This is a genomic window from Hydrogenophaga sp. (assembly GCF_051860785.1).
Lineage (GTDB): Bacteria > Pseudomonadota > Gammaproteobacteria > Burkholderiales > Burkholderiaceae_C > Hydrogenophaga.
The window spans coordinates 369,060-392,818 of record NZ_JBIMLB010000001.1 but is presented as its reverse complement, the minus strand read 5'-3'; the positions used below and the strand labels follow the sequence as shown (position 1 = coordinate 392,818).

The following is a 23,759-nucleotide window of genomic DNA, read 5'->3' as shown; positions in this document are numbered from 1 at the left end:
ATCTGCGGGTCAGAAACCCAGCAGGAACCGTTTACCGACAAAGCCGAGGAAGAACACCAGGGCCACCGAGGCCAGGATCAGGCCCAGGCGGCGGTTGTTCTTCTTCTGTTCGGATGTTGTCGTCATGGCCATCACCTCCGGTTCAGCCGATCACCTTGGTGGCGGTGGCGTCGAGCTTGGGCGGGTTCTCGAAGGTGTGGAACGGTGCGGGCGAAGGCACTTCCCATTCCAGGCCTTCGGCGCCTTCCCAAGGCTTCTGCGAAGCCTTCTCGCCCTGGCCGCGCATGGCGGGCAGCGCCACGAAGAGGAAGAAATACACCTGTGCGATGCCGAAGCCGAAGGCGCCGATGGAAGCAATGGCGTTGAAGTCGGCGAACTGCATCGGGTAGTCGGCATAACGGCGCGGCATGCCGGCCAGACCCAGGAAGTGCATCGGGAAGAAGGTGATGTTGAACGAGATCATCGACCACCAGAAGTGGATCTTGCCGCGCGATTCCTTGTACATCACGCCGGTCCATTTGGGCAGCCAGTAGTAGATGCCCGAGAACATGGCGAACAGCGAGCCGGCCACCAGCACATAGTGGAAGTGCGCCACCACGTAGTAGGTGTCCTGCATCTGGATGTCGATCGGCGCGACCGACAGGATCAGGCCGGTGAAGCCACCGATGGTGAACACGAAGATGAAGCCCACGGCCCACAGCATGGGGGTCTCGAAGGTCATCGAGCCCTTCCACATGGTCGCGATCCAGTTGAAGATCTTCACGCCCGTGGGCACGGCGATCAGCATGGTGGAGTACATGAAGAACAGCTGGCCCGTCACCGGCATGCCGGTGGTGAACATGTGGTGAGCCCACACGACGAAGGACAGGATGGCGATGGAGCCGGTGGCATACACCATGGAGGCGTAGCCGAACAGCTTCTTGCGCGCGAAGGCGGGCACGACCTGGCTCACGATGCCGAAGGCCGGCAGGATCATGATGTAGACCTCGGGGTGGCCGAAGAACCAGAAGATGTGCTGGTACATCACGGGATCGCCGCCGCCGGCGGGATTGAAGAAGCTGGTGCCGAAGTGGCGGTCGGTCAGCGTCATGGTGATGGCGCCGGCCAGCACGGGCATCACGGCGATCAGCAGGTAGGCGGTGATGAGCCAGGTCCAGCAGAACATGGGCATCTTCATCAGCGTCATGCCGGGCGCGCGCATGTTCAGGATGGTCACGATGATGTTGATCGAGCCCATGATGGACGAGGCGCCGAGGATGTGCATCGCGAAGATACCGGCATCCATGCTCGGACCCATCTGCAGGGTCAGCGGGGCGTACAGCGTCCAGCCGGCGGCGGGGGCGCCACCGGGCATGAAGAACGAACCCACCAGCATGATGGCCGCAGGAATCATCAGCCAGAAGCTGAAGTTGTTCATGCGGGCAAAGGCCATGTCACCGGCACCGATCTGCAGAGGGACCATCCAGTTCGCGAAGCCCACGAAGGCCGGCATGATGGCGCCGAACACCATGATCAGGCCGTGCATGGTGGTGAGCTGGTTGAACAGCCCAGGGTTCACCAGTTGCAGGCCCGGCTGGAACAGCTCGGCGCGGATCAGCAGCGCCAGCACGCCACCCACCATGAGCATGGCGAAGGCGAACAACAGGTACAGCGTGCCGATGTCCTTGTGGTTGGTGGCATAGACCCAGCGGCGCCAGCCCGTGGGGGCGTGGTGATCGTGGTCATGGCCGTGCGCGTCGTGGTGGTCAAGAACTGCACTCATCATCGATTCCTTTGAGACTCTATGTTTTTAACCAGCCGGATCACTTGCGCGCAGCCTGCACTTCGGCGGGCTGGATGATCTGTTCGGTCTTGTTCGACCAGCTGTTCTTGGCGAAGGTCATGACGGCAGCGAGCTCGGTGTCCGAGAGCTGCTTCCAGGCCGGCATGGCGCCATTGGCCGCACCATGGATCACCACGTTGATCATCTTGGCGTGGTCGGCATCCGTGACGATGGCCGATCCGTCCAGTGGCTTGATCGGGCCAGCGCCCTTGCCGTTGGCCTGGTGGCACGCAGCGCAATTGGCGGCATAGACAGACTCGCCACGCTTGACCAGATCGGTCAGCGTCCACACCTTGCTCGGGTCGTCGGCGGCAGCAGCCATGGCCTTCTGCTGTTCGGTGACCCAGGCGGTGTACTGCTCGGCCGTCACCACCTTCACATGGATGGGCATGTAGGCGTGTTCCTTGCCACACAGCTCGGCGCACTGGCCATAGAAGTCACCGGTCTTTTCGGCGCGGAACCAGGTGTCGCGCACGAAGCCGGGGATCGCATCCTGCTTGACGCCGAAGGCTGGCACCATCCACGCGTGGATCACGTCGTTGGCGGTGGTGATGATGCGCACCTTGCGGTCCACCGGCACCACCAGGGGATTGTCGACCTTGAGCAGGTAGTCGTCGGTCACCTCGGGCTTGCCGCTGTTGGACATGACGCGGTGGCTGTTGTCCAGCGTGGAGACGAAACCAATGCCCTCGCCCTCACCCTTGATGTAGTCGTAGCCCCACTTCCACTGCATGCCCGTGGCCTTGATGGTGAGGTCGCTGTTGGTGGTGTCCTTCTGGGCCACCAGCACCTTGGTGGCGGGCAGCGCCATGCCAATGACGATGAGCAGGGGGATGATGGTCCAGCCCAGTTCCACCCAGATCGGCTCGGCCAGCGCCTGCGACTTGTGGCCGACCGACTTGCGGTGCTTCAGGATGGAATAGAACATCACGCCGAAGACGATGACAAAGATGACGGCGCACAGTCCCATCATGAACCAGTGCAGCCAGTGCTGCTCCACCGCGATGCGGGTCACCGGCGGGTGAAAGTTCAACTGATTGACGGCCGGGCCGCCCGGCAGATCCTTCACCTGGGCCGCCACCGAGGTCCAGGCGCCGACGCCCAGCGCCAGAGAGGCACCTGCTGCGCGAAGCGCGGACCACCGATTTCGCAGGGAATGCACCGTTTTCTTCGTCGTACTCACTTTAAGCGCCTCAAATATAAGTATTGATTTATATCAATGCCGATTAGAACAAATTTTCCCGGGCTCGCCCATCGAAACCCACCCAACGCATCCGTCATCCACCGCGCAATGCCAGGCGGATTTCCCGGGCCAGCGCCGGCCGAAGATCGGAGCGCAGGTAACGCCCGACTTTCACCGACTGGCCCCCACCACGGACTTCGATCAACTGACCGTCATCCCCTCGAGGCTCCACCCTCACCCACTCGCGGGCGAACTCGCACCGCTGGATCCTGCCCGCCGTTTCCTGCTCCACCACCAACTGGCCATCCAGCAGGTGGATGCGCTCGCGATCGGTGGCGTGACGGGCATACAGCAGGAACGCAGATCCCACAGCCACCAGTTCCAGCAACGCAAAGGGCAGCACCAGAGGAGCGCCCAGCGACCAGAAACCCACCGCGACTCCCAGCGACACCACGCACAGGGAGGCATAAAGCCAGCCCAGCTGAGCGGGTGTGACCGAACAGTTGCGCTTGAGCGACCACTCCATGCCTTGCTCAGACTGAGTCGCGAAGCGATAGACGCTGCAGGTATGGCTCACCAACCACCACCGATTCAAGCCGCCGCCAGCCACCAGGCCGACGCGCCGATGCAGGGAAGATGCCCTTGACGAAACGACAACCCCGGATTGTAGCGGCGCTCACCCCCTGCCCCGGGCAGTACCGCCACATCCGGGTGCGATGGATCGGATTCAGCGGCGCGGATTTCGCAACATGGCACGCAGGTCATCGACCGGCAGCGTGGTCGACGGACCCATGGCGACGCGGGGCACCGGTTTGAAGGCATGGCCGTAGATGACTTCGAAGGTCAGCAGCAGCCGCCCGTCGGGCGCACGCGGCAGCTCGGCTTCGATGGCCTGGCACAGGCGTTCTCGCCAGGCGCGCGAGCGGCAGGCGGGAAAACGCGCGGTGTTCAGGTTGCGCCCGAGTTCGCCCAGTTCCTTGAGCATGGGCTCCGCACTGCTGTACGAGAGGGTGATGCGCTCCATGTCCATCACCGGCTCGGCAAAACCGTTGTGCACCAGCATGTCACCCCAGTCGTGCATATCGGTGAAGGCATGCGCGGGCTCGGGCCAGCCGTGTCGCGCGAACACGGGACGGAGCTCGCGCAGGCTGTCCGGGCCAAGGCACGAGAACATGAGGAAGCCGTTGGTTTCGATGTGCGCGTTCCAGCGCTGGATCAGCGCCTGCGGGTGCGGCTCCATGTGCAGCAGCATGTTGGCCCAGAGCATGCGCACGCGGGTCTGGTCGTTGGCGGGCTGTGCGCCCTTGTGGCGACCCCAGTTGAGCGGGTTCCAGGCCGGGCCGGCGCCTTCACGGGTGGCCTGCAGTGCGTCCTGCACGCGCTCGGCCGAGGCGTAGCAGAGGGCTTCCGGCAACAGGCTGCGCAAATGCTGGTGCGCCCGCAGGCCGCCGGCGACCGGCTCCCAGTGCAACCAGCTGGCTGGCTGCTCACGGAACCAGTGCAGCCGTTCGGCCATGCGCGTGGCCACCTCTTCGTGCAGCCAGGGACTTTCACGTCGCGGGTGCCGCCGCCAGCGCAGCGCAGCGACAGGATCCAGCCCGGGCACTGCGGTTTCGGGAACGGAAAGCGTGTTCAATCGGGGCCCATGGGGGAGTACTGGGAAAAGCGGCCCAGTATATTGGCGCCCCATGTTCTCCACCTGGCACACCCTGCTGGCCCCTCTTCCGGGTATCTGCCAGGTGTGTGGTGGCTGGCCCGCGCGCCCGGTGTGCGAAGCCTGCGCGCGGCGCTTTGCCGGGCCGGCGGTGCGTTGCATGGGTTGCGCAGCGCCGGTGCCCGAAGGCCTGACGCGCTGCGGCACCTGCCTGACGCGCACCGATCCCCAGGTCCTGCAGGCCTGCACCGCCGCAGTGGACTACGCCTACCCCTGGGACCACCTGATCGCGCGCTTCAAGTTCCGTGGTGAACCCGGCTGGGCCGCACCTTTCGCGCAACAGATGCTGCAATCGCCCCATTCGCGCGACCTGCTGGTCCGATGCGGGCTCATGGTGCCGGTGCCGCTCACGCCCACCCGGCTGGGCGAACGCGGCCACAACCAGGCCTGGGAACTGGTGAAGGCGGTGCGGCAGCAGGCCCGGCTGCAAGGCCTGGCCCTGCCCGAGCTGGCCCATCCGGATGCACTGGTGCGGCTGGTCGAGGCGCCGGACCAGCACAGCCTGTCGCGCGAACAACGGCTGAAGAACCTGCGCGGGGTGTTCGCCGCGCACCCGGAGCGCGTGACACACATCTGCGATGCCCATGTGCTGCTGGTGGACGACGTGACCACCACCGGCGCCACACTTCATGCTGCGGCCCAGGCGCTGCTGCAGGCCGGCGCGGCCCGGGTCAGCGCGATGGTGTTTGCGCGAACACCGCCGCCGGATTGAGGTGCACCGGGTACAGTCGCTGCCCACACCTGCGTCCGAACCATGTTCCACATCGTCCTGGTCCAACCCGAGATCCCGCCCAACACCGGCAACGTGATCCGCCTGAGCGCGAACACGGGCTGCACGCTGCACCTGATCGAACCGCTGGGCTTTTCCATGGACGACCGGTACATGCGCCGCGCCGGGCTGGACTACCACGAGTACGCCGACGTGCGCCGCCACGCCGACTGGCCCGCGTTCCTGCAAGCCGAGTCGCCCGATCCGCGACGCCTGTTTGCCTTCACCACCCGTGGCAGCCACAGCGTGTTCGACAACACCTTTGCCGCCGGCGACTGGCTGGTTTTCGGCTCCGAAACCCGTGGCCTGCCCGAGGCGCTGCGTGAGAGCTTTCCCGCCCCGCAGCGCCTGCGCCTCCCCATGGTGGAAGGCCAGCGCAGTCTCAACCTGTCGAACGCCGTGGCGGTCACGGTGTACGAGGCCTGGCGCCAGATTCAATTTTCCCGACCGGTTCCGTGATGCAGGTCACGCGGGTGCGGGGGAGCCTGCTTCACAACGCCCGCGAAACGCGCACCATCGCGCCTGCAGCCTGTGACAGGCCATGCCGATCACCCAATGGCATGGTCCGACCAGCCAAACGCCAACCCGCAGGCTGCACGGAGACCACCTTGATCACTTCTCTCGCCCGGATCCTCGGGGTGACCATGGCGCCGCATCAGCGCCCGACCCGATCGGCCAGTCTGAAAGACCTGGCCATGATCCGCAACCAGTTGATGCGCAGCATCGCGGACTGCACGACGCAGGCCGCGCAACGCCTGCGCACGAAGATCGATCAGGCCCGGACCGCGCAGGAACTCTGGATGCTGCGCAACGACGCCTACCAGATCATTTCCCAGCAACACAACCAGTCCGTCGCCGCCGAGCGCATCAATGCGCTGATCGAGTGCTTCGAAGGCTGGCTCGAGCCCAAGCAACTGGTCCGGATCAACTAGCCGGCTTCAGGGATAGAGGCGGGCCAGCGACTCGGCCACGCAGGCGGGCTTGTCGCCACCCTCACGCTCCACCACCACCGCCCAGGTAATCTGCAAGCCGTCGCGTTCGATCGGCTCGGCCGCCTGCAGCGTCATGCGCCCACGCAGGCGGCTGCCCACCGGCACCGGGGACGGGAACCGCACGCGGTTGAGTCCGTAGTTCACACCCATGCGAGCACCCTTGATGTCCAGCGCAGCGTCGAAGAACGCCGGCAGCAATGACAGGGTGAGGAAGCCGTGCGCGATCGGTGCACCGAACGGCCCGGCCTTTGCGCGCTCCACATCGACATGGATCCACTGGTGATCGCCCGTGGACTCGGCGAAGCGGTTCACCTGCTCCTGGGTGACGGTGGTCCAGTCGCTCACCGCCACCTCCTGGCCCACACAGGCGGCCAGGTCGGCCAGGGTCTCGAAGGTCCTCATCAACGATCCAGCCACTGACAGATGCTTTCCCACTGGGCCAGGTCCTTCGGCATGCGGCCCGGCGTGATGTCGAACAGCGTGAGGCCACGTGCAGCCAGGTGCACGTAGTTCTGCGTGTCGCGCAGCGCACCCACCACAGGCAGGCCGAGGGAGACCACGAACTCGCGCAGCTTGTCGGCGGAGATCGTGCGCATGTCCACGCGCATGCCCACCAGGCCCACCTGCACCTTGCTGGCGCGGCTGGACTGGGCGAGTTCATCGAGGAAGGTCCGGGTGGCGTACATGTCGAAGATGCTGGGCTGCAGCGGCACCAGCACCTTGTCGGCCACCTTGAGCACCTCCCGGAGGCGCGAGCCCTGCAGCCCGGCGGGGGTGTCGAGCACCACGTGGGTCACGTCCTTCGGCGGCCGTCCGACCAGGTCTTCCGAGATGTCCCAGGTCTGGATGGGACGCGCGGTGGGCGGGCGCAGCTTGAGCCACAAGGCCGAAGACTGCTGCCGATCGGCATCGCCCAGCATGACCGAATGACCCTGGCGGGCGAAGTAGCCGGCGACGTTGGTCGACAGCGTGGACTTGCCCACGCCTCCTTTGGGATTGGCAACCACCACGATGGGCATGTAGAGCTCCTTTGTGCGTGTAGACACCCCGGCCGCAAGCTGCGGAGGGGAAGGCGGAATGGAGCCCTATGGTATCGCCATGGCGTCCCACACCAGTTTGCAGCCGGTGAGGAACATACCGGTATAGATCAGCCGGTAGAACAGCAAGGGCTGAATTCGGTGTGCCACGCGCACGCCCACCCAGACGCCGAGGGGTGCAAACGGCAGCAGCGCGAGCGAGGTCGTCATGTTGCGCAGATCGAGCAGGCCGAGCCACGCGTAGGGAATCCATTTCGCCAGGTTGACGAAGAAAAAGAAGAACGCCATGGTGCCGGTGAACAGCACCGGCGAGAGCCGCAGCGGTATCACGTAGGCGTTGATCGGCGGGCCACCAGCGTGCGCAATGAAACTGGTGAAACCCGAGGTGGCAGTGAGCAGCGCGCCCACCCATTTCGGCGGTGGTGCACTGTCCGCACGTGGCGGGAACAGCAGGCGCTGGGCGAGAAACAACAGCGTGAACACACCCACGATGCCCGCCACGAGGCGCGCGTCCATCACCTTGAAGAGCAAGGTGCCCACCACGATGCCCAGCAGCCCCCAGGGAATCAGGAACATCAGCAGGCGGCGGTCCACATTCTTCCGGAGGGCCGCCATGCCCAGCAGATCCATGAGCAGCAGCACCGGCATGAGGATGGCGGCTGCCTGCGGCACGGTGACGGCCAGCGCCATCATGGGCACCGCCAGCGAACCGAAACCGGCACCAAAGCCACTTTTGCTGATGCCCAGCAGGAGCACGGCTGGAATGGCGACGAGATAAAAATACGGATCGGTGATGAGGGGCATGGAAGAGGACAATCCCGAGGATGCACAACGTTCAATTCTGGGGCGAAACCCTGCGGCTGCTCGTCGAGCTTGCCGCCACGGTCGCTTTTGCGCTCTCGGGCATCCTCATGGGTGCCCGCATGCGGCTCGATGCCGTGGGGGTGGCGGTGGTGGGTTTTCTGGCGGCCTTCGGCGGCGGCACACTGCGCGATCTGCTGCTGGACCAGCGTCCTTTCTTCTGGGTGCGCCACGTGGAAATGCTCTGGGGCGTGCTCGCGCTGTGCGCACTCGCCATGCTGTTCCTGCGCGGGCGCCACGTGAAACTGACCGAACGCGCCATCCAGTGGCCCGACGCGCTGGGCCTCGGCCTGTTCACCGCCACCGGCGTGCACCAAGCGCTGCTGCTGGACATGCCGGCCCTGGTGGCCGTGCTCATGGGCCTGATCACCGGCGTGTTTGGCGGCGTGCTGCGCGACGTGGTGTGCAACGAAATCCCCACCGCCTTCAAGGACCATCGGCCCTACGCGTTGTGCGCGTTTGCCGGTGGCTGGTTGTATGTGGGCTTGTGGCAGATCGAGGCGCCCGGCTGGCTTTCGCTGGTCGCCTGTGTGGTGTTCACAGCGGGATTGCGCGGCCTGGCCTTGTGGCGCAACTGGCAACTCCCCGCCTGGAAGCTGTAGTCTTCAAACGCGTTCCAGCACCAGCGCAATCCCCTGCCCCACGCCGATGCACATGGTGCACAGCGCATAACGCCCACCCGTATGGTGCAGGCGGTTGACCGCCGTGGTGGCCAGGCGCGCACCGCTGGCACCCAGCGGGTGGCCCAGCGCAATGGCGCCGCCCCAGGCATTCACGCGGTCGTCGTCGTCCTTCAGGCTCAGCATGCGCAACACCGCCAGGCCCTGCGCAGCAAATGCTTCGTTGAGCTCGATCACGTCCATCTGTTCCAGCTTCAAACCCGTGAGCGCCAGCACCTTCTGCGTGGCCGGCGCCGGGCCGATGCCCATGACGCGCGGCGCTACCCCGGCCGTGGCCATGCCCACGATGCGGGCCTTCGGCGTCAGGCCGTTCTTCGCCGCCGAGGTTTCATCGGCCAGCAGCAGCGCGCACGCGCCGTCGTTCACGCCGCTGGCGTTGCCCGCGGTCACCGTGCCGTCGGGCCGCACCACGCCTTTCAATTTCGCCAGCGCCTCGAGGCTGGTTGCACGTGGGTGCTCATCCTGGTCCACCACGACGGCATCGCCCTTCTTCTGTGGAATCGTCACCCCCACGATCTCCCGAGCCAGATGGCCGGCCTGTTGCGCGGCCACCGCCTTCAACTGGCTGGACAGCGCCATGCGGTCCTGCGCCTCGCGCTCGATCTTGTAATCGGTGGCTACGTTCTCGGCCGTCTCGGGCATGGAGTCCACGCCGTACTGCGCCTTCATCAGCTTGTTCACGAAGCGCCAGCCGATCGTGGTGTCGTACACCGCGTTGTTGCGGCTGAAGGCCGACTCGGCTTTGGGCATCACGAAGGGTGCGCGGCTCATGCTCTCCACACCACCGGCGATCATCAGGCCCGCCTCGCCGGCCTTGATGGCGCGCGCCGCCGTGCCCACCGCATCCAGCCCCGAACCGCACAGGCGGTTGATGGTGGCACCGGGCACCTCCACGGGCAGGCCGGCCAGCAGGCTGGCCATGCGCGCCACGTTGCGGTTGTCCTCGCCGGCCTGGTTGGCGCAGCCGTAGATCACGTCGATCACGCTCGCCCAGTCCACACCGGGATTGCGGTCCATCAGGGCTTTGAGCGGAACGGCGCCCAGGTCGTCGGTGCGCACGCTGGAGAGGGCGCCGCCGTAGCGACCGATGGGGGTGCGAATGGCGTCGCAGATGAAGGCTTGTTGGGTCATTGGGTTTCTCCTCGGATCGGTCCGTGACTGTAACCAAGCCGGTCAAGCGGCGGTCATCCCGGGTTATTCACGTCGAGAGCTCCACGCCCGAAAATCCCTGACGGTCTGCGTGCTACGCTAAAACCATGTTCAACCCCTCCCAAGCCGACGTCCGTCGTTTTTACTGCTCGGTGTTCGCCAAGTCTCGCTCCAGCGAGCCCATGGAGGCCATCGAAATGCTGGCCGCGCAATGGATTGACGAGCATCCCGAACACCACGCCGAACTCACCGACGTGGAGGCCGCCCTGGCCCGCCTGGGCGAGGCCGATCCGGGGCGCGAAAATCCCTTCTTGCACCTGTCGATGCACCTGTCCATCAGCGAGCAGTGCAGCATCGACCAGCCTCCAGGCATCCGGCAGGCCGTGGAACTGCTGGCCGCGCGACGCGGTGACCTGCACGCCGCACACCACGAGGTGATGGAGTGCCTGGGCACCATGCTCTGGGAGAGCCAGCGCGCCGGACGGCCGCCCGACGGGCAGGCTTACATCGAAGCCGTGCGCCAGCGAGCCACGCGGGACTGAAACAGAAAAGCCGCTCAAGAGCGGCTTTTTTGACGGCGGCGGTGCAGCTCAGCGGAAGCGCGACTGCGGCACGGTCTTGAGGTCGCCTTCGACGGACGACAGGTACTTGGCGATCTCGCGCATTTCAGCCGGCGTGTACTGCTTGGCGATGCCGGCCATGATGCCGTTGGAACGGCCGATCACGTGATTGCCTTCCACCGTGTAGGCCTTGAGCGCGAAGAACAGGTAGTCGGCGTGCTGGCCACCGATCTTGGGGTAGCTGGGGTCGATGGGCTTGCTGAAGTTGGCGCCGTGGCAGGACGCACAGGCGCCTTTCTCGATCAGCGCGGCGGCCTTGGTGCTGGCCGACTTCGGCGCTTCGGGCGCGGCCTTGTCGGCGTGCGAGGCGTAGAAGGCGGCCAGATCGGCCATGTCCTGCTCGCTCAGCGAGGCGGCAATGCCGCGCATGGTGGGATGCTTGCGGTCGCCCTTCTTGTAGGCGTTGAGCGCAGCGACGATGTAGGCGCCCGACTGGCCCGAAATCTTGGGCACCTTGTGGATTTCAGGGAAGCTGTTCTGGTAGCCCTGAATGCCGTGGCAGCCGATGCACATCTCGGCCTTTTTCTGGCCTGCCTGCACATCACCCGTCACGCCCTGGGCCTGGGCGGAGATGGCCACCACGGAGAACGTCGCAGCGGTGACAAGGGTACGGGCGATCGTGGAGAGCGTTTGAATCATTTTGCAAGCACAATGAATGGGACGGCCGAGAAAAAATCAACCGCTGATTATATAGACTGGTCGGACGCCACCCTACCCCCCAACCCTTGCACGAAGCGCTTCCATGAAATTCAACGGCTCCGAGAACTACGTCGCCACCCAGGACCTGATGCTGGCCGTGAACGCCGCCATCACCCTGCAGCGCCCGCTGCTCGTCAAGGGAGAACCCGGCACCGGCAAGACCATGCTGGCCGAGGAAGTGGCGCAGGCGCTGAACCTTCCCTTGCTTCAATGGCACATCAAGAGCACGACCAAGGCGCAACAGGGCCTGTACGAATACGACGCGGTCAGCCGGCTGCGCGACTCGCAGCTTGCCGAAGACGACAGCGCCGAGCGGGTCAAGGACATCCGGAACTACATCGTCAAGGGCGTGCTGTGGCAGGCCTTCACGTCCGACCAGCCGGTGGCGTTGCTGATCGACGAGATCGACAAGGCCGACATCGAATTCCCGAACGACCTTCTGCGCGAACTCGACCGCATGGAGTTCTACTGCTACGAGACGCGCGAGTTGATTCGCGCGAAGCACCGTCCGCTGGTGTTCATCACGTCGAACAACGAAAAGGAACTGCCCGACGCCTTCCTGCGCCGCTGTTTCTTCCACTACATCAAGTTCCCCGATGCCGAGACGATGCAGCGCATCGTGGACGTGCATTTCCCCAAGCTCAAGAAGGAGTTGCTGGCCGCAGCAATGAAGACCTTCTACGACGTGCGCAACCTGCCGGGCCTGAAGAAGAAACCCAGCACCTCCGAGTTGCTGGACTGGCTCAAGCTGCTGATGGCCGAAGACATTCCGCTCGAGGCGCTGCAGAGCGCCGACAGCAAGGTGAGCGTGCCGCCGCTGGTGGGTGCGCTGCTCAAGAACGAGCAGGACACCACGCTGTTCGAGAAACTGGTCTTCATGAACCAGAGAAACCGATGAGCTTCGTGGCACCGGTGAGATTGCGTCAGCAAGGTGTTCTGCTCGAACCGCTGGATCTGTCGCATGAGCAGGGCCTGGCCAGCGCTGCAGCCGATGGCGAACTCTGGAAATTGCGCATCACCTCCGTCCCCGAACCCGGCCAGACACGCGCCTACATCGAGAGCGCACTTCAGATGCGCGCCGAAGGCCATCGCTTTGCCTTTGCGGTGGTCGAGGAAACGTCGGGGCGTGTGCTTGGCAGCACCAGCTACCACGACATCCTGCCTGCCGTGAAGCGCGTGGAGATCGGCTACACGTGGTACGCCCGGAGTGTGCAGCGCACGCACGTCAACACCACCTGCAAGCTGCTCATGATGGGCCACGCTTTCGATGCGCTGGGCTGTCACGTGGTGGGCTGGCGCACCGACAACTACAACTTCGCATCGCAAAAGGCCATCGAGCGGCTGGGCGCGAAAAAGGATGGCGTCATCCGCGGCCACGCGCTGCGCCGGGACGGCACCATCCGCGACACAGTGATGTACAGCATGCGTTCGGGTGAATGGCCGGAGGCCAGAGCCCAACTGCTGTACCTGCGCGACCTGCACGCCTGACCCAACCCGGGAGATCGCCATGCTGATCGACTTCTTCTACACCCTTCGCTCGGCCAAGCTGCCGGTCTCGGTCAAGGAATACCTGGTGCTGCTCGAAGCGCTGCAGGCCGACGTGGTCGGGCCGCGCAACCCGGAAGCCTGCTCCATGGACGATTTCTACTTCCTGGCGCGCACCGCGCTGGTGAAGGACGAGAAGCACTTCGACAAGTTTGACCGCGCCTTCGCCGCCTATTTCAAGGGCGTGGAGATGATCGCCGACTTCACCAAGCCCATTCCCGCCGACTGGCTGCGCCAGGAGATGGAGCGCATCCTGTCCGAAGAACAGAAGGCCAACGCGCCGAAGATGGACTGGGACGAGCTCATGGAGACGCTGAGGAAGCGCCTTGAAGAGCAGAAGGAGCGCCACGAGGGCGGCAGCAAGTGGATCGGAACCGGCGGCACTTCGCCGTTCGGCAACGGCGGGCAGAACCCGCAGGGCATCCGCATTGGCGGCAAGGGCGGCAACAAGAGTGGCGTGAAGGTGTGGGAACAACGCGCCTACCGCGACTACGACGACACGCAGGAACTCGGCACACGCAACATCAAGGTGGCCCTGCGCCGCCTGCGCAAGTTCGCTCGCGAGGGCAACGACTTCGAGCTCGACCTGCCCGACACCATCCGCGCCACCGCCGCCAATGCCGGCTATCTGGACATCAAGATGATCCCGGAGCGGCACAACAACGTGAAGGTGCTGCTGCTCATGGACGTGGGCGGCACCATGGACGAGCACATCCAGCGTGTGGAGGAATTGTTCTCCGCGGTCAAGAGCGAGTTCAAGCACCTGGAGTTCTATTACTTCCACAACTGCGTCTACGACTTCATGTGGAAGAACAACCGGCGCCGCTACGCCGAGAAATTCCCGACCTGGGACATCATCCGCAAGTACAACAAGGACTACAAGCTCATCTTCGTCGGCGATGCCACGATGAGCCCTTACGAAATATTGCAACCGGGCGGCAGCGTGGAATACAACAATGAAGAGGCTGGCGCCGAGTGGCTGCAGCGCCTCACGCACGCATTTCCCCGGTTTGCGTGGATCAATCCGGAACCTCAGGGCGTGTGGCAGTATCGACAGAGCATCAGCGTGATCCAGCAACTCATGGGCCAGCGCATGTACCCGCTGACCTTGAAGGGGCTGGAGGACACGATGCGCCTGCTGTCGAAATAGCCAACGAATGAAATGTCCCTTCCCGGCCCGGCCTGCACGGGCTCGGCTTCTCCTGCTTTGCGGAGCCTTGTTCTGCCTGCTCTCGGTGCCCTTTGCTGCCCTGGCCCAGGAAGCGGAATCGCCCGAGCAGGCTGCTGTGCGCTTGAATGCCGGGAAGCCGGCCCAGCCGGGGACATCGGCCGCGGACGACGACTCGGACGGGGGCGGGAACACGGAAACCCGCACGCGCCGAGGCCAGCGCGCCAGCGAGGCGCCCCCCCGTTTCGAGATCGACCTGAGCGCGCCGGACGAAGCCACCCAGTCCTTCCTGCTGCGCCACATGGAGCTGCAGCGCTACCGCCAGCAGCGCAGTCTGGACGCCAACGAACTCGGCCGCCTGCTGGTGCAGACGCCCGAGAACCTGAAGGAACTGCTCGCCACGCTGGGCCATTTTTCCCCCAAGGTGACGGTGACCGCACCGCCGGGCCTGGGGGAGGCGACGCTGAACGACCGCTATGGCGGCGGTGCCGGCACAACCGGGTCCCTCGGCACCGTGACCGTGCGGGTGGAGCCCGGCCCCGTGACGCAGGTGACCTCGGTCAACGTGTCCTTCGTGGGCGACATTGCCGATTCGCCCGCGGCGGCCCAGCAACGCGCCGATATCCAGCGCGAGGCCGGCCTGATCGCGGGCCTGCCCTTCACGCAGGCCGACTGGAACGCCACCAAGGCCGTTGCCCTGCGCCGCCTCCTGGCCCAACGCTACCCGCTGGGTCGCCTGCAGAACAGCCTGGCCGACATCGACGCCGAGGCCCACCAGGCGCGGCTCTACATCGAACTCGATTCGGGCCGCGCGATGCGCATGGGCGAGGTGAAGGTGCAGGGCGCGGAGCGCTACGACGCCATCACCGTGGAGCGGCTGGTGAGGCTCTCAGGCCTGGAGCCGGGCAGCGACTACGACCTCGCCAAGATGCAGGACGCGCAACGGCGCCTGGCGGAGAGCGGTTACTACGACGCCGTGTTCGTCTACGTGGACCCCACGCCCGAATCCGAAACGCTGCCGGTGCTGGTGCAGTTGCGCGAGAGCAAGCGGCAGAAGGTGGTGATTGGTGTGGGTGGCAGCACCGACAACGGCGCGCGCCTGTCGCTGGAGCACACCCACAACAGCGTGCCGGGGGTGGGCTGGCGCGCCCTGAGCAAACTCCAGCTCGAGCGCAACGACCGCCTGGCCAGCACCGACTGGAGCTCACCGCCCGACGACGATGGCTGGCGCAAGATCGTCGGTGCGCAGGCGGCCCGCCAGCTTGATGACTTCACCACCACCACCAGTCAGCGCCTGCGCGTGGGCCAGACGCAGCTCGGCGTGGAGTACGACCGCGCCTTCTACCTGCAGTACGACCGCGCCCAGGTGGTCAACAGCGTGATGCGCAACGCTGCCACCGAAGGTGCCGATTCGGCGATCAGTGCCAACTACGCCTGGACCCGGCGACGTTTTGACGACCTGATTTTTCCGCACCAGGGCTATGGTCTCGCGGTGGAGCTCGGTGCGGGCTACACGCTGGGCAGCACGCGCTTGCCCTTCGGCCGCACCAACGCTCGCTGGCTGACCTACTGGCCGCTGGGCAACGTGTCCGCCGCAGCCGAACCCGAGCCCGGACAGGCGCGCGAGGTGACCGCCACCCGCCGCACCGACATGGGCCGCCTCGCCCTGCGGGTTGAAGGCGGCGCGGTGGTCGCGCGCGACGACGCGCCGATTCCGGAAACGCAGCTGTTCATCACCGGTGGCGACAACACCGTGCGTGGCTACGGCCTGCGCGACATCGGTGTGCGCCGCCCCGACGGCACCATCGGCCCCGGCCGCTACAAGGCCGTGGTGAGCCTGGAATGGCAGCGCCCGATCTGGAACGACGACAACCGCTCCAACTGGGAAAACGTGGTGTTCATCGACGGTGGCGCCGTTTCCAACAAGGCCGGCGATCTCAAGCCGGTCTGGGGCGTGGGCACCGGCATCCGTTTCAACAGTCCCGTGGGTCCGCTCCAGCTCGACCTCGCTTACGGGCTGGAGACCAAGCGCCTGCGCATCCACCTCAACGTGGGCTTCACCTTCTGATGGCGACCCGCAACCCCGACACCCAGGCCCCGCCACCCTCGCGCATCGGACGCGTGGTGCGCTGGGTGTTCGGTGGCTTGCTCACGCTGGTCCTGTTGCTGCTGCTCGGAGTCGGCCTGTGGGCGGCCTCGCCCGGTTCGCTAGCGCAGGCGCTGGGCTGGGGTCAGTCGTTCATGGCGCGCGAGGGCATGAGTGCCGGCACGCTGACCACGGAAGACGTGGAAGGCAGTCTTTTCGCCGGCGGCCGCATTGGCCGACTGCAATGGCAGCGCGAGGGCATCACGGTGCAGGCCACCGACACCCGCATCGGCCTGAGCAAGCTGTTCTGGATGGACGCGCTGCTCTGGCGCGGCGTGCGCCTCTCGCACCTGGACATCGGCCACCTGCGCATCGACGACCAGCGCCCACCAGCACCCCCCACGCCACCCGAGCCGCTGCACCCCATCACGCTGCCCCTGCCGGTCACCCTGCCCTGGTCGATCGGCACACTTGAGCTGGCCGGCACCCGCGCGCTCACGCTCAACGAACTGAAAGGCCAGTACCGCTACCGAGCGGCCGAGAGCGCCTGGAACCTGGGCGTGGCCGACGCCCACCAGATCGAGCTGGAAAGCCTGCGCTTCGCCGAAGGCCGCTACCGGCTGCAGGCCGTGCTGGGTGCGCAGGCGCCCATGCCCTTGCGCGTCGATGCGCAAGGCGACGTGCAGGCCGAGGTGCCCGGTGGCGGTGAGCGCGTCAACCTGCAAGCCACCGCCGAGGTGCGCGGCACGCTGGGCACGCTGGACGCCACGCTCGATGCCGTGGCCCGGCTGCGCACGGTGGGTGGCGCCAGCACCGCGCCGGACACCGCGTCCACGCTCGATGCCCAGGCGCGGCTTCGCCCCTGGCAGGCCCAGCCGCTCGAATCGGCCAACGCCACCATGAACCGCCTGGACCTCGCCGCGCTCTGGCCGCAGGCGCCGGTGACCCTGCTCAGCGGCACGGTGCAGGCCCGGCCCGACGGCGACGCCTGGCGCGCGGAGCTGCAACTGAGCAACCAGGGCAGTGGACCAGCCGACCGGCAACGACTGCCGCTGGACCGCATTGAAGCCGCGCTGGAACAACGCGGCCAAAGATGGACCCTTTCACGTTTGGACGCGCAGCTCGGCCCGGGCCGCCTGCAAGGCGAAGGCTGGTTCGAGCCCGCACGCGAACCGCAGGCCTCGCCGCTGGGCGAGTGGCAGGGCGACCTGCGGGCCAGCCGCCTCAACCCGGCGCAGTTCTGGAGCAGTCTGGCGCCCGCCGCGCTCGACGGCACGGTGCGCGCCCGCACGGTGGATGCGCAGACCCCGCGCGCGGCGATCGACGTGGACGCGCGCGTGCGGCCTTCGGGCACGCAGCCGCGCGGCGGCGCGCTCGCCGGCTTGCGCCTGCGCGAACTGGAGGCCGAGGGCCGCTGGAAACCGCAGGCCCAAGACATCGCGCAAGGCGTGCTGGAACTGCGCACCTTGCGCCTGGCCGCGGCCGACGCCACGCTCGAAGGCCAGGGCGCGTTCGACACGCTGGCCCGCAGTTTCGACGGCCGCCTCGCGCTGCAGGTGCCGGGCGCGCAGGCCCGCTGGCAAGGCAAGGCGGCCCACGCCCAGGGCCAGGGCGATGTGGACCTGCAACTGGAAGACGCCACGCGACTGCTGACCTGGGTGCGCGGCCTGGAAACGCTGCCGGTGGCGGGGCCACCGATCAAGGCCGCGCTGGACGGGATGCCCGGCCTGGAGGTGGAAGGCAGCGCCCGGCTCGACGCCAATTGGCAAGGCGGCCTGGGCGCCTTCGGTTACCCGCCGCCCGCCAGCACGCCCAACGCCGTGGCCACCGCACCGCGTGTGCAGGTCGCGCTGGACGCTGCGCGCCTGCGCATCGCGCGCGATGTGCCCGCCAGCGAAGCCAGCACCGCATCGACCCGCCTGCAGACCCTGGATCTGCGGGAGCTGAGGCTCCAGGCCGACGGGCCGGTCGAGCGCCTCGCGCTGAGCCTGTCGGGTCAGGCCGAACAAGGCCCATGGCGTGCCACGCTGGACACCCACGGCACGCTGCAACTCGGCAGCACCGCCCGCCGACCCGACATCGACAGCGGCCGGCTCGACCTCGCGCGCCTGAAGCTGCAGGCCACCGACAGCGCGCGCCCGGACCGCACCGTGGAATGGACGCTCGAGACCGCTGGTGCGCTGGGTGCCGCCTGGCAAGGCGCTCGCACGGGAGCGCTGCAGGTGCAGGCCGACCCGGGGCAATTGCGGCTGCAACCGTCCTTCCAGCGCCGCGCCGCGCCGAGCGCTGCCGCCACGGTGGTGATCCCCGATACAACGGCCGCCGCCGCGGCAGCGGCCACGCCCAACGTCACCCAGCCCCTGAGCCTCAACTGGGATCGACTGAGTTGGCGCGCCGGCGCGCTGGACACGCGTGGCCAGCTCAGCGGCCTGCCCATGTCGTGGGTGGACGCGCTGGCCACCGCGGAGGGCGCGCGCCACGGGCCGCTGAGCCAGTCCGGCCTGGGGGGCGACGTGGTGTTCGATGGCGCCTGGGATTTGTCACTGCCCGCCGATGCCAGCCAGCCGCCGCGCCTGTCGGCCCAGTTGCAACGCCGCAGCGGCGACCTGTCGGTGCAGACCGATGGCGCTTTCGACGAAAACACGAACTCCGTTCAACGCCTGCAGACCGGGATTCGCCAGGCGCAGCTCAACATCGACACGCAAGGCAACACTGTGCAGGCGCGGCTGCGCTGGGACAGCGAGCGCCTGGGCCAGGCCAGCGCCGATCTGAGCACCACGCTGAGCCCGCCCAACGCGGCGCAATCCGCGTGGCACTGGGGCGAGCAGGCGCCGCTGGGCGGGCGCATCCAGGCCAGCCTGCCGCAGGTGGGCGTGTGGTCGGCGCTGGCACCGCCCGGCTGGCGCGTGCGCGGTTCGCTGGCCGCCGACCTCACGCTGTCGGGCACGCGCGCCGCGCCACTGCTCAACGGCAGCCTGCAGGCCGACGATCTGGCGCTGCGCTCGCTCGTCAACGGCATCGCTTTTTCACGTGGACAACTGCGCGCCACGCTGGCGGGCGAGCGCATCACCATCCAGCGCTTTTATCTGGAAGGCCGTGGCGGCGCGGCCACCGGCGGCACGCTGCTGGCCACCGGCAGCACCGAATGGCGCAGCGTCACGGTCGAGGGCCAGGCTCGACGCCAGCCCTACATCAGCCTGCAGGCCACGGCCACCCGGTTGCGCGTGTCTACCCGCCCTGATCGGCGTCTGACGCTCTCGGGCCAGTTGCAGGCCGAGCTGGCCGGCCCCGCGCTGCAACTGCGCGGCAAGCTCACGGCCGACGAAGCGCTGTTCATCCTGCCCGACGAGTCCACGCCCACGCTGGGTGCGGACGTCGTCGTGCGCGGCACCGAAATTCCGCTGGAAGACCCGAACGCGTTCCGCGTGCAGCCCGACGTGCTGGTGGATCTGGATCTGGGCAACAACTTCGAGGTGCGCGGCCTGGGCTTGCGCACCTGGCTGAACGGCGAACTCAATCTGCGCAGCACACCCGCGCAACCCACGCCGCGCGTGCTGGGCGAAGTTCGCACCGTGCGCGGCACGTACCGCGCCTATGGGCAGCAGCTCGCCATCGAAACCGGTGTGCTGCGCTTTACCGGCCCTTACGACAACCCCACGCTGGACATCACCGCCATCCGCCCCAACACCACGCAACGCGTGGGCGTGCTCATCAGCGGCACGGCGCAGACGCCGCGCGTTCGCCTGTTCTCGGACCCTGAACTGCCCGACAGCGAAAAACTGGCGTGGCTGGTGCTGGGCCGCCCGGCCAGCGGAGCCGGCGCCGAAGCCGCCGTGCTCCAGCAGGCGGCGCTGGCGCTGATCTCGCGCAGCGGGGGGGGCTTCGATGGTGGCCTGGCGCGCGCCTTCGGGCTGGACGAGTTGTCCTTCGCCGGCAGCGCCACCAACGCCGACGGCACCACCTCGGCCGCCGCGCTCACCCTGGGCAAGCGCATCTCCAACAAGCTCTACCTGAGCTACGAGAGCAGCCTGGCGGGTGCCATGGGCACGGTGTCGATGTTCTACGACCTCTCGCGCCGCTTCACGGTGCGCGCGCGAGCGGGCGAAGAGAACGCCATCGACCTGATATTTACAACGACATTTGACTAACCCCCGCGCCGCGCCTGCGGCGCGTCACCCCCTTTCAGGGGGCAACACCTGCGGCCCGGCAAAGCCGGTTCCGCGGTGTTTCTGGGCCGGAGCCTCACGCTCCGGAAAGGCCTCAAGCGGCCAGGGCGACGGCCGGCTGGTTGGCGGCGTGGGTGCGGATGTCGCCTTCGGCCGCTTCCATGGCCTTGGCCTTGGCCTCAGGACCCAGGCCCACGCCTTCGGCGCGCACGAAGCGCACGTCGGTGATGCCCATGAAACCGAAGATGGTCTGCAGGTAGCTTTCCTGGTGTTCCATGGCGCGGCCACCTTCGCTGGTGGAATAGACGCCGCCGCGGCTCAGGCCCACGATGACGGTCTTGCCGCCGGCCAGGCCCACGGCGCCCTTGTCGGTGTACTTGAAGGTGCGGCCGGCCTGGGCCAGGCGGTCGATCCAGGCCTTGAGCTGGGTCGGGACGGTGAAGTTGTAGAGCGGCGCGCCGATCACGACCACGTCGGCCGCCAGGAACTGGCTCACCAGTTTTTCGGAAAGCGCGTTCTCGCTGCGCTGCGTTTCGGTCGCAGCGGCCTGGCCGGTGCGAAAGCCCAGCGCGTCGGCGCCCAAATGGGGCACCACGTCGGCGGCCAGGTCCAGGCGCTCGACTTGCGTGCCGGGGTGGGCGGCCACCCACGCGGCCACGGTCCGGGCGGTGAGTTCGCGGGACACCGACTGGTCGCCGGTGACGGAGGAATCGATGTGCAGCAGTTTCATGAAAAGGCTCCTGAGGTTGAAAGCCACATCTGTGGCCATGAATAGATTGTGATTTCGTATCGATTGGGTGATAAGACGGCAGAATTGCGTCACATCGTTCCATCAACAGGACAATCAGGAGCCGCGCCATGCAGGACCTCAATGACATGCTCTTCTTCGCCGAGGTGGTGGAGCGCGGCGGCTTCGCGGCGGCGGGCCGGGCGCTGGGGGTGCCCAAGTCGCGCCTGTCGCGCCGCGTAGCCGAACTCGAAGCGCAACTGGGCGTGCGCCTGCTGCAGCGCACCACGCGCAAGCTCTCGCTCACCGCCATCGGCGAGACCTACCTGCGCCATTGCCTGGCGCTGCGCGAATCGGCCCAGGCCGCAGCCGACGCGGTGGCCGAGGTGCAGACCGAACCGCGCGGCACGATCCGCGTGGTCTGCCCCGTGACGCTCGCGCAGACCGTGCTGGGCGACGTGCTGCCGATCTACCTGGCGCGGCACCCGCAGGTGCAGGTGGACATGGAGGTGAACAACCGCGTGGTGGACCTGGTGGAGGAAGGCGTGGATGTGGCACTGCGCGTGCGCCTCACGCTGGAGGAAAGCGGCAGCCTGGTGATCAAGCGCCTGGACGAGGCGCGCTCCGTGCTGGTGGCCAGCCCCCGGCTGCTCGAACGCCAGGGCACGCCCACGACCGTGGAGGAAGCGAGCCGGCTCGACAGCGTGGCCATGTCGGCCACCGACGGCGTGGTCAGCATCCAGCTCACCCACAGCAGCGGACACCAGGCAGTGCTGCAACAGCGCCCCCGCCTGATCGCCGACGACCTGCTCACCCTCAAGCTCGCGGTGCTTGGCGGCTCCGGCATGTGCTCATTGCCCGACTACATGTGCGAGGAGGAACTGCGCGACGGCCGCCTGGTGCAACTGCTGCCCGAATGGACGCGGCCGGTGGGCGTGGTGCACGCGGTGTTTCCCTCGCGCCGGGGCCTGTCGCCCGCGGTGCGCAGCTTTCTGGATTTCCTGGGCGAATACGTGCCGGTCTGCGGCAACATGCTGCGCCTGCCCGCCGCCTTGCGCCCCGAGGTGCCCCCGTACAATGCGGGCTCTTTTTCGCCGCCATAGTTCAATGGATAGAACGAGCGCCTCCTAAGCGCTAGATACAGGTTCGATTCCTGTTGGTGGTACCAGCCACCTGCCGCCTGCGAGACACCCCCACCCCCATATCCTCTGGTTTTCGTACAACAATTAACTCAGGTTACATTTTTGTACATTTGACCGCCACGAACTTCGTGGCTTCACGAGGATTGGGGACGTTCATGCAAAAAGCGTTGGGTTGCATGCTGTTGGGCGTGCTTGCGTTGGCTGGCTGTGGCGGAGGCGGAGGGGATGATGTGGTCGAGCCCCTGTACGTGACGGTCACGTACCCCATGGATGCGGTGTCCCTGTACCAGCAAGTCACGATCACACCGGCGATGGCCGGCTTCCAGAGCTATGTCCCCCGGTGTTCGCTGGTCAACGGCGGTCTGCCTGCCGGTCTTCAGCTGAACAGCAACTGCACCATCACGGGACGCGCCACCGAGGCCACCCGCACCTGGATCACCGTCAGGGTCGGTGCAGACCGAGTGATCAACACCATCGACGTGGGTGCCGAAGTCCTGGTCAACGGTCCTGGGCTTTGGTACCCCGAGCGGCTCTTCCTCGGCGCCCTGCCCATCGGCACCCTGGTGAACGACGATCCCAGGCCAACGAACTGGACCGCCGCACCCGACCTGTCCATGAGCTGGAGCTACAGCCTCACTGGTGGCAGCCTGCCGCCGGGCCTGACGCTCGACCCGGTCAGCGGCCGCGTGTCCGGTACGACGCAAACGGGCGGCAGCTATTCAGCCCAGATTCAGGCCAGTCTGCAAACCCAGTTCGGCACCTTCCAGACCTACGCCACCAGCTACTCGGTGAACGTGAACGTGCCCACCCTGGGCTACCCCAGCAGCGCGTCCACCGCCTGGTTGAGCCAGCCCTTCTCCCTGGCGCCGCAGATCATTGGCGTGCACCTCCCGGACGCAACCATCTCGGGCGCAAGTCTCTCGCCAGCATTGCCAGCCGGGCTCACCGTCGACGACGCGGGCGTGATCAGTGGAACGGCCACCCAGCTCCAGACCGTCGTCAGCGCCCATGCGCTGCAGGCGACGCTGAACCAGGGCGGCGTGAGCGCACCGACGCAAGGCTCCCTGAATCTCTGGATCCGTTCTCCGGTGTCCTACAGCTACGAGGCCGGCAACACCTCTTTCGGTGTTCCTTTCAGCCTTTCGCCCACCATGACGCTGCACAGCCCCGTGCCTCTGCAGCCTGGCGCCACCCGCGTGTTCAGCCAGCAACCGGGTTATTGCTGGCTGCCCACGGGCCTCTCGATCGATCCAGCCACAGGCACGCTGTCGGGCACGCCGACAGACCGGGGCAACTTCGGCTGCTCCATCGACATCGTGCACACCAACCAGGGCGTGACCTGGACCACGTCGACCTACCTGAGCCTGGCTGTGTTCTGAAAAACCCGCCACCCGGGTAA

The 23,759-nt window shown here is 66.6% G+C and carries 23 protein-coding genes and 1 tRNA gene; 13 read left to right on the top strand and 11 right to left on the bottom strand.

What is annotated here, in order from left to right; translation table 11 throughout:
* Nucleotides 1-9: 9 nt before the first annotated feature.
* The 5 genes from ACTIF6_RS01830 to ACTIF6_RS01810 all read right to left on the bottom strand — a co-directional run bounded on the left by ACTIF6_RS01830 (nt 10) and on the right by ACTIF6_RS01810 (nt 4,641).
* Nucleotides 10-126, bottom strand: a complete 117-nt coding sequence (locus tag ACTIF6_RS01830) for a cytochrome oxidase small assembly protein (RefSeq protein WP_439586292.1) — start codon at nt 124-126, stop codon at nt 10-12.
* A gap of 16 nt (nt 127-142) precedes the next feature.
* Nucleotides 143-1,762 carry a cytochrome c oxidase subunit I gene (ctaD, locus tag ACTIF6_RS01825; RefSeq protein ID WP_439586291.1) on the bottom strand — a complete coding sequence of 540 codons (1,620 nt, stop codon included), beginning with the start codon at nt 1,760-1,762 and terminating at the stop codon, nt 143-145.
* Nucleotides 1,763-1,802: 40 nt separating this feature from the next.
* Nucleotides 1,803-2,975: a cytochrome c oxidase subunit II gene (gene coxB / locus ACTIF6_RS01820; RefSeq protein ID WP_439586525.1), complete on the bottom strand. Its 1,173-nt coding sequence runs from the start codon at nt 2,973-2,975 to the stop codon at nt 1,803-1,805.
* A 124-nt stretch (nt 2,976-3,099) separates the two neighbouring features.
* On the bottom strand, nt 3,100-3,531 hold the full coding sequence (locus tag ACTIF6_RS01815) for a DUF2244 domain-containing protein (protein WP_439586290.1): 432 nt from the start codon (nt 3,529-3,531) through the stop codon (nt 3,100-3,102).
* A 201-nt stretch (nt 3,532-3,732) separates the two neighbouring features.
* Nucleotides 3,733-4,641 carry a biotin synthase gene (locus ACTIF6_RS01810; protein ID WP_439586289.1) on the bottom strand — a complete coding sequence of 303 codons (909 nt, stop codon included), beginning with the start codon at nt 4,639-4,641 and terminating at the stop codon, nt 3,733-3,735.
* A 52-nt stretch (nt 4,642-4,693) separates the two neighbouring features.
* Between ACTIF6_RS01810 and ACTIF6_RS01805 the strand changes: the two genes are divergently transcribed.
* The 3 genes from ACTIF6_RS01805 to ACTIF6_RS01795 all read left to right on the top strand — a co-directional run bounded on the left by ACTIF6_RS01805 (nt 4,694) and on the right by ACTIF6_RS01795 (nt 6,420).
* Nucleotides 4,694-5,431, top strand: a complete 738-nt coding sequence (locus ACTIF6_RS01805; RefSeq protein ID WP_439586288.1) for a ComF family protein — start codon at nt 4,694-4,696, stop codon at nt 5,429-5,431.
* Between the two features lie 42 nt (nt 5,432-5,473).
* Nucleotides 5,474-5,947, top strand: a complete 474-nt coding sequence (gene trmL / locus ACTIF6_RS01800) for a tRNA (uridine(34)/cytosine(34)/5-carboxymethylaminomethyluridine(34)-2'-O)-methyltransferase TrmL (protein ID WP_439586287.1) — start codon at nt 5,474-5,476, stop codon at nt 5,945-5,947.
* Nucleotides 5,948-6,096: 149 nt separating this feature from the next.
* Nucleotides 6,097-6,420: a hypothetical protein gene (locus ACTIF6_RS01795; RefSeq protein WP_439586286.1), complete on the top strand. Its 324-nt coding sequence runs from the start codon at nt 6,097-6,099 to the stop codon at nt 6,418-6,420.
* A gap of 6 nt (nt 6,421-6,426) precedes the next feature.
* On the opposite strand, the gene ACTIF6_RS01790 is transcribed toward ACTIF6_RS01795, so the two are convergent.
* The 3 genes from ACTIF6_RS01790 to ACTIF6_RS01780 all read right to left on the bottom strand — a co-directional run bounded on the left by ACTIF6_RS01790 (nt 6,427) and on the right by ACTIF6_RS01780 (nt 8,321).
* Nucleotides 6,427-6,882 (bottom strand): MaoC family dehydratase, encoded by a 456-nt coding sequence (locus ACTIF6_RS01790; RefSeq protein WP_439586285.1) that lies wholly within the window; start codon nt 6,880-6,882, stop codon nt 6,427-6,429.
* Entirely contained in the window at nt 6,882-7,499 is a 618-nt protein-coding gene (locus ACTIF6_RS01785; protein ID WP_439586284.1) for a nucleotide-binding protein, read from the bottom strand. Before ACTIF6_RS01785 ends, ACTIF6_RS01790 begins: the two co-directional genes overlap by 1 nt.
* A gap of 66 nt (nt 7,500-7,565) precedes the next feature.
* The gene (locus ACTIF6_RS01780; protein WP_439586283.1) at nt 7,566-8,321 is read right to left on the bottom strand and encodes a sulfite exporter TauE/SafE family protein; all 756 of its coding nucleotides are present in this window, start codon (nt 8,319-8,321) and stop codon (nt 7,566-7,568) included.
* 20 nt (nt 8,322-8,341) lie between these two features.
* Here ACTIF6_RS01780 and ACTIF6_RS01775 point away from each other — a divergent pair, with 20 nt between their 5' ends.
* Nucleotides 8,342-8,980 carry a trimeric intracellular cation channel family protein gene (locus ACTIF6_RS01775; RefSeq protein WP_439586282.1) on the top strand — a complete coding sequence of 213 codons (639 nt, stop codon included), beginning with the start codon at nt 8,342-8,344 and terminating at the stop codon, nt 8,978-8,980.
* A gap of 3 nt (nt 8,981-8,983) precedes the next feature.
* Here the strand turns inward: ACTIF6_RS01775 and pcaF are convergent, their stop codons facing one another.
* Nucleotides 8,984-10,189: a 3-oxoadipyl-CoA thiolase gene (gene pcaF, locus ACTIF6_RS01770; protein ID WP_439586281.1), complete on the bottom strand. Its 1,206-nt coding sequence runs from the start codon at nt 10,187-10,189 to the stop codon at nt 8,984-8,986.
* Nucleotides 10,190-10,314: 125 nt separating this feature from the next.
* On the opposite strand from pcaF, the gene ACTIF6_RS01765 reads away from it, so the two are divergent.
* Nucleotides 10,315-10,749: a DUF1841 family protein gene (locus tag ACTIF6_RS01765; RefSeq protein WP_439586280.1), complete on the top strand. Its 435-nt coding sequence runs from the start codon at nt 10,315-10,317 to the stop codon at nt 10,747-10,749.
* Nucleotides 10,750-10,797: 48 nt separating this feature from the next.
* Here the strand turns inward: ACTIF6_RS01765 and ACTIF6_RS01760 are convergent, their stop codons facing one another.
* Nucleotides 10,798-11,466: a c-type cytochrome gene (locus ACTIF6_RS01760; RefSeq protein WP_439586279.1), complete on the bottom strand. Its 669-nt coding sequence runs from the start codon at nt 11,464-11,466 to the stop codon at nt 10,798-10,800.
* Between the two features lie 103 nt (nt 11,467-11,569).
* On the opposite strand from ACTIF6_RS01760, the gene ACTIF6_RS01755 reads away from it, so the two are divergent.
* The 5 genes from ACTIF6_RS01755 to ACTIF6_RS01735 all read left to right on the top strand — a co-directional run bounded on the left by ACTIF6_RS01755 (nt 11,570) and on the right by ACTIF6_RS01735 (nt 20,473).
* Nucleotides 11,570-12,424, top strand: a complete 855-nt coding sequence (locus tag ACTIF6_RS01755; RefSeq protein WP_439586278.1) for an AAA family ATPase — start codon at nt 11,570-11,572, stop codon at nt 12,422-12,424.
* Nucleotides 12,421-13,014, top strand: coding sequence for a GNAT family N-acetyltransferase (locus tag ACTIF6_RS01750; RefSeq protein WP_439586277.1), 594 nt, complete (start codon nt 12,421-12,423; stop codon nt 13,012-13,014). The genes ACTIF6_RS01755 and ACTIF6_RS01750 overlap by 4 nt, the downstream gene beginning before the upstream one ends.
* A gap of 19 nt (nt 13,015-13,033) precedes the next feature.
* On the top strand, nt 13,034-14,221 hold the full coding sequence (locus ACTIF6_RS01745) for a vWA domain-containing protein (RefSeq protein WP_439586276.1): 1,188 nt from the start codon (nt 13,034-13,036) through the stop codon (nt 14,219-14,221).
* 67 nt (nt 14,222-14,288) lie between these two features.
* The gene (locus ACTIF6_RS01740) at nt 14,289-16,307 is read left to right on the top strand and encodes an autotransporter assembly complex protein TamA (protein WP_439586275.1); all 2,019 of its coding nucleotides are present in this window, start codon (nt 14,289-14,291) and stop codon (nt 16,305-16,307) included.
* The gene (locus tag ACTIF6_RS01735) at nt 16,307-20,473 is read left to right on the top strand and encodes a translocation/assembly module TamB domain-containing protein (RefSeq protein ID WP_439586274.1); all 4,167 of its coding nucleotides are present in this window, start codon (nt 16,307-16,309) and stop codon (nt 20,471-20,473) included. The genes ACTIF6_RS01740 and ACTIF6_RS01735 overlap by 1 nt, the downstream gene beginning before the upstream one ends.
* Nucleotides 20,474-20,585: 112 nt before the next feature.
* On the opposite strand, the gene ACTIF6_RS01730 is transcribed toward ACTIF6_RS01735, so the two are convergent.
* Nucleotides 20,586-21,221 (bottom strand): FMN-dependent NADH-azoreductase, encoded by a 636-nt coding sequence (locus tag ACTIF6_RS01730; protein ID WP_439586273.1) that lies wholly within the window; start codon nt 21,219-21,221, stop codon nt 20,586-20,588.
* A 128-nt stretch (nt 21,222-21,349) separates the two neighbouring features.
* Between ACTIF6_RS01730 and ACTIF6_RS01725 the strand changes: the two genes are divergently transcribed.
* The 3 genes from ACTIF6_RS01725 (at nt 21,350) to ACTIF6_RS01715 (ending at nt 23,739) form a co-directional block, all read left to right on the top strand.
* Nucleotides 21,350-22,321: a LysR family transcriptional regulator gene (locus tag ACTIF6_RS01725; protein ID WP_439586272.1), complete on the top strand. Its 972-nt coding sequence runs from the start codon at nt 21,350-21,352 to the stop codon at nt 22,319-22,321.
* Nucleotides 22,312-22,386 (top strand) — tRNA-Arg (locus ACTIF6_RS01720). The genes ACTIF6_RS01725 and ACTIF6_RS01720 overlap by 10 nt, the downstream gene beginning before the upstream one ends.
* A 129-nt stretch (nt 22,387-22,515) precedes the next feature.
* Nucleotides 22,516-23,739, top strand: coding sequence for a putative Ig domain-containing protein (locus ACTIF6_RS01715; RefSeq protein WP_439586271.1), 1,224 nt, complete (start codon nt 22,516-22,518; stop codon nt 23,737-23,739).
* Nucleotides 23,740-23,759: the final 20 nt, after the last annotated feature.

What these genes read in the sequence shown, in the direction of transcription:
- ACTIF6_RS01830 (WP_439586292.1), bottom strand. Translation starts at nt 126, where the DNA reads ATGACGACAACATCCGAACAGAAGAAGAACAACCGCCGCCTGGGCCTG.
- ctaD (WP_439586291.1), bottom strand. Translation starts at nt 1,762, where the DNA reads ATGAGTGCAGTTCTTGACCACCACGACGCGCACGGCCATGACCACGAT.
- ACTIF6_RS01815 (WP_439586290.1), bottom strand. Translation starts at nt 3,531, where the DNA reads ATGGAGTGGTCGCTCAAGCGCAACTGTTCGGTCACACCCGCTCAGCTG.
- ACTIF6_RS01805 (WP_439586288.1), top strand. Translation starts at nt 4,694, where the DNA reads ATGTTCTCCACCTGGCACACCCTGCTGGCCCCTCTTCCGGGTATCTGC.
- trmL (WP_439586287.1), top strand. Translation starts at nt 5,474, where the DNA reads ATGTTCCACATCGTCCTGGTCCAACCCGAGATCCCGCCCAACACCGGC.
- ACTIF6_RS01790 (WP_439586285.1), bottom strand. Translation starts at nt 6,882, where the DNA reads ATGAGGACCTTCGAGACCCTGGCCGACCTGGCCGCCTGTGTGGGCCAG.
- ACTIF6_RS01785 (WP_439586284.1), bottom strand. Translation starts at nt 7,499, where the DNA reads ATGCCCATCGTGGTGGTTGCCAATCCCAAAGGAGGCGTGGGCAAGTCC.
- ACTIF6_RS01780 (WP_439586283.1), bottom strand. Translation starts at nt 8,321, where the DNA reads ATGCCCCTCATCACCGATCCGTATTTTTATCTCGTCGCCATTCCAGCC.
- ACTIF6_RS01775 (WP_439586282.1), top strand. Translation starts at nt 8,342, where the DNA reads ATGCACAACGTTCAATTCTGGGGCGAAACCCTGCGGCTGCTCGTCGAG.
- pcaF (WP_439586281.1), bottom strand. Translation starts at nt 10,189, where the DNA reads ATGACCCAACAAGCCTTCATCTGCGACGCCATTCGCACCCCCATCGGT.
- ACTIF6_RS01765 (WP_439586280.1), top strand. Translation starts at nt 10,315, where the DNA reads ATGTTCAACCCCTCCCAAGCCGACGTCCGTCGTTTTTACTGCTCGGTG.
- ACTIF6_RS01760 (WP_439586279.1), bottom strand. Translation starts at nt 11,466, where the DNA reads ATGATTCAAACGCTCTCCACGATCGCCCGTACCCTTGTCACCGCTGCG.
- ACTIF6_RS01755 (WP_439586278.1), top strand. Translation starts at nt 11,570, where the DNA reads ATGAAATTCAACGGCTCCGAGAACTACGTCGCCACCCAGGACCTGATG.
- ACTIF6_RS01750 (WP_439586277.1), top strand. Translation starts at nt 12,421, where the DNA reads ATGAGCTTCGTGGCACCGGTGAGATTGCGTCAGCAAGGTGTTCTGCTC.
- ACTIF6_RS01745 (WP_439586276.1), top strand. Translation starts at nt 13,034, where the DNA reads ATGCTGATCGACTTCTTCTACACCCTTCGCTCGGCCAAGCTGCCGGTC.
- ACTIF6_RS01735 (WP_439586274.1), top strand. Translation starts at nt 16,307, where the DNA reads ATGGCGACCCGCAACCCCGACACCCAGGCCCCGCCACCCTCGCGCATC.
- ACTIF6_RS01730 (WP_439586273.1), bottom strand. Translation starts at nt 21,221, where the DNA reads ATGAAACTGCTGCACATCGATTCCTCCGTCACCGGCGACCAGTCGGTG.
- ACTIF6_RS01725 (WP_439586272.1), top strand. Translation starts at nt 21,350, where the DNA reads ATGCAGGACCTCAATGACATGCTCTTCTTCGCCGAGGTGGTGGAGCGC.
- ACTIF6_RS01715 (WP_439586271.1), top strand. Translation starts at nt 22,516, where the DNA reads ATGCAAAAAGCGTTGGGTTGCATGCTGTTGGGCGTGCTTGCGTTGGCT.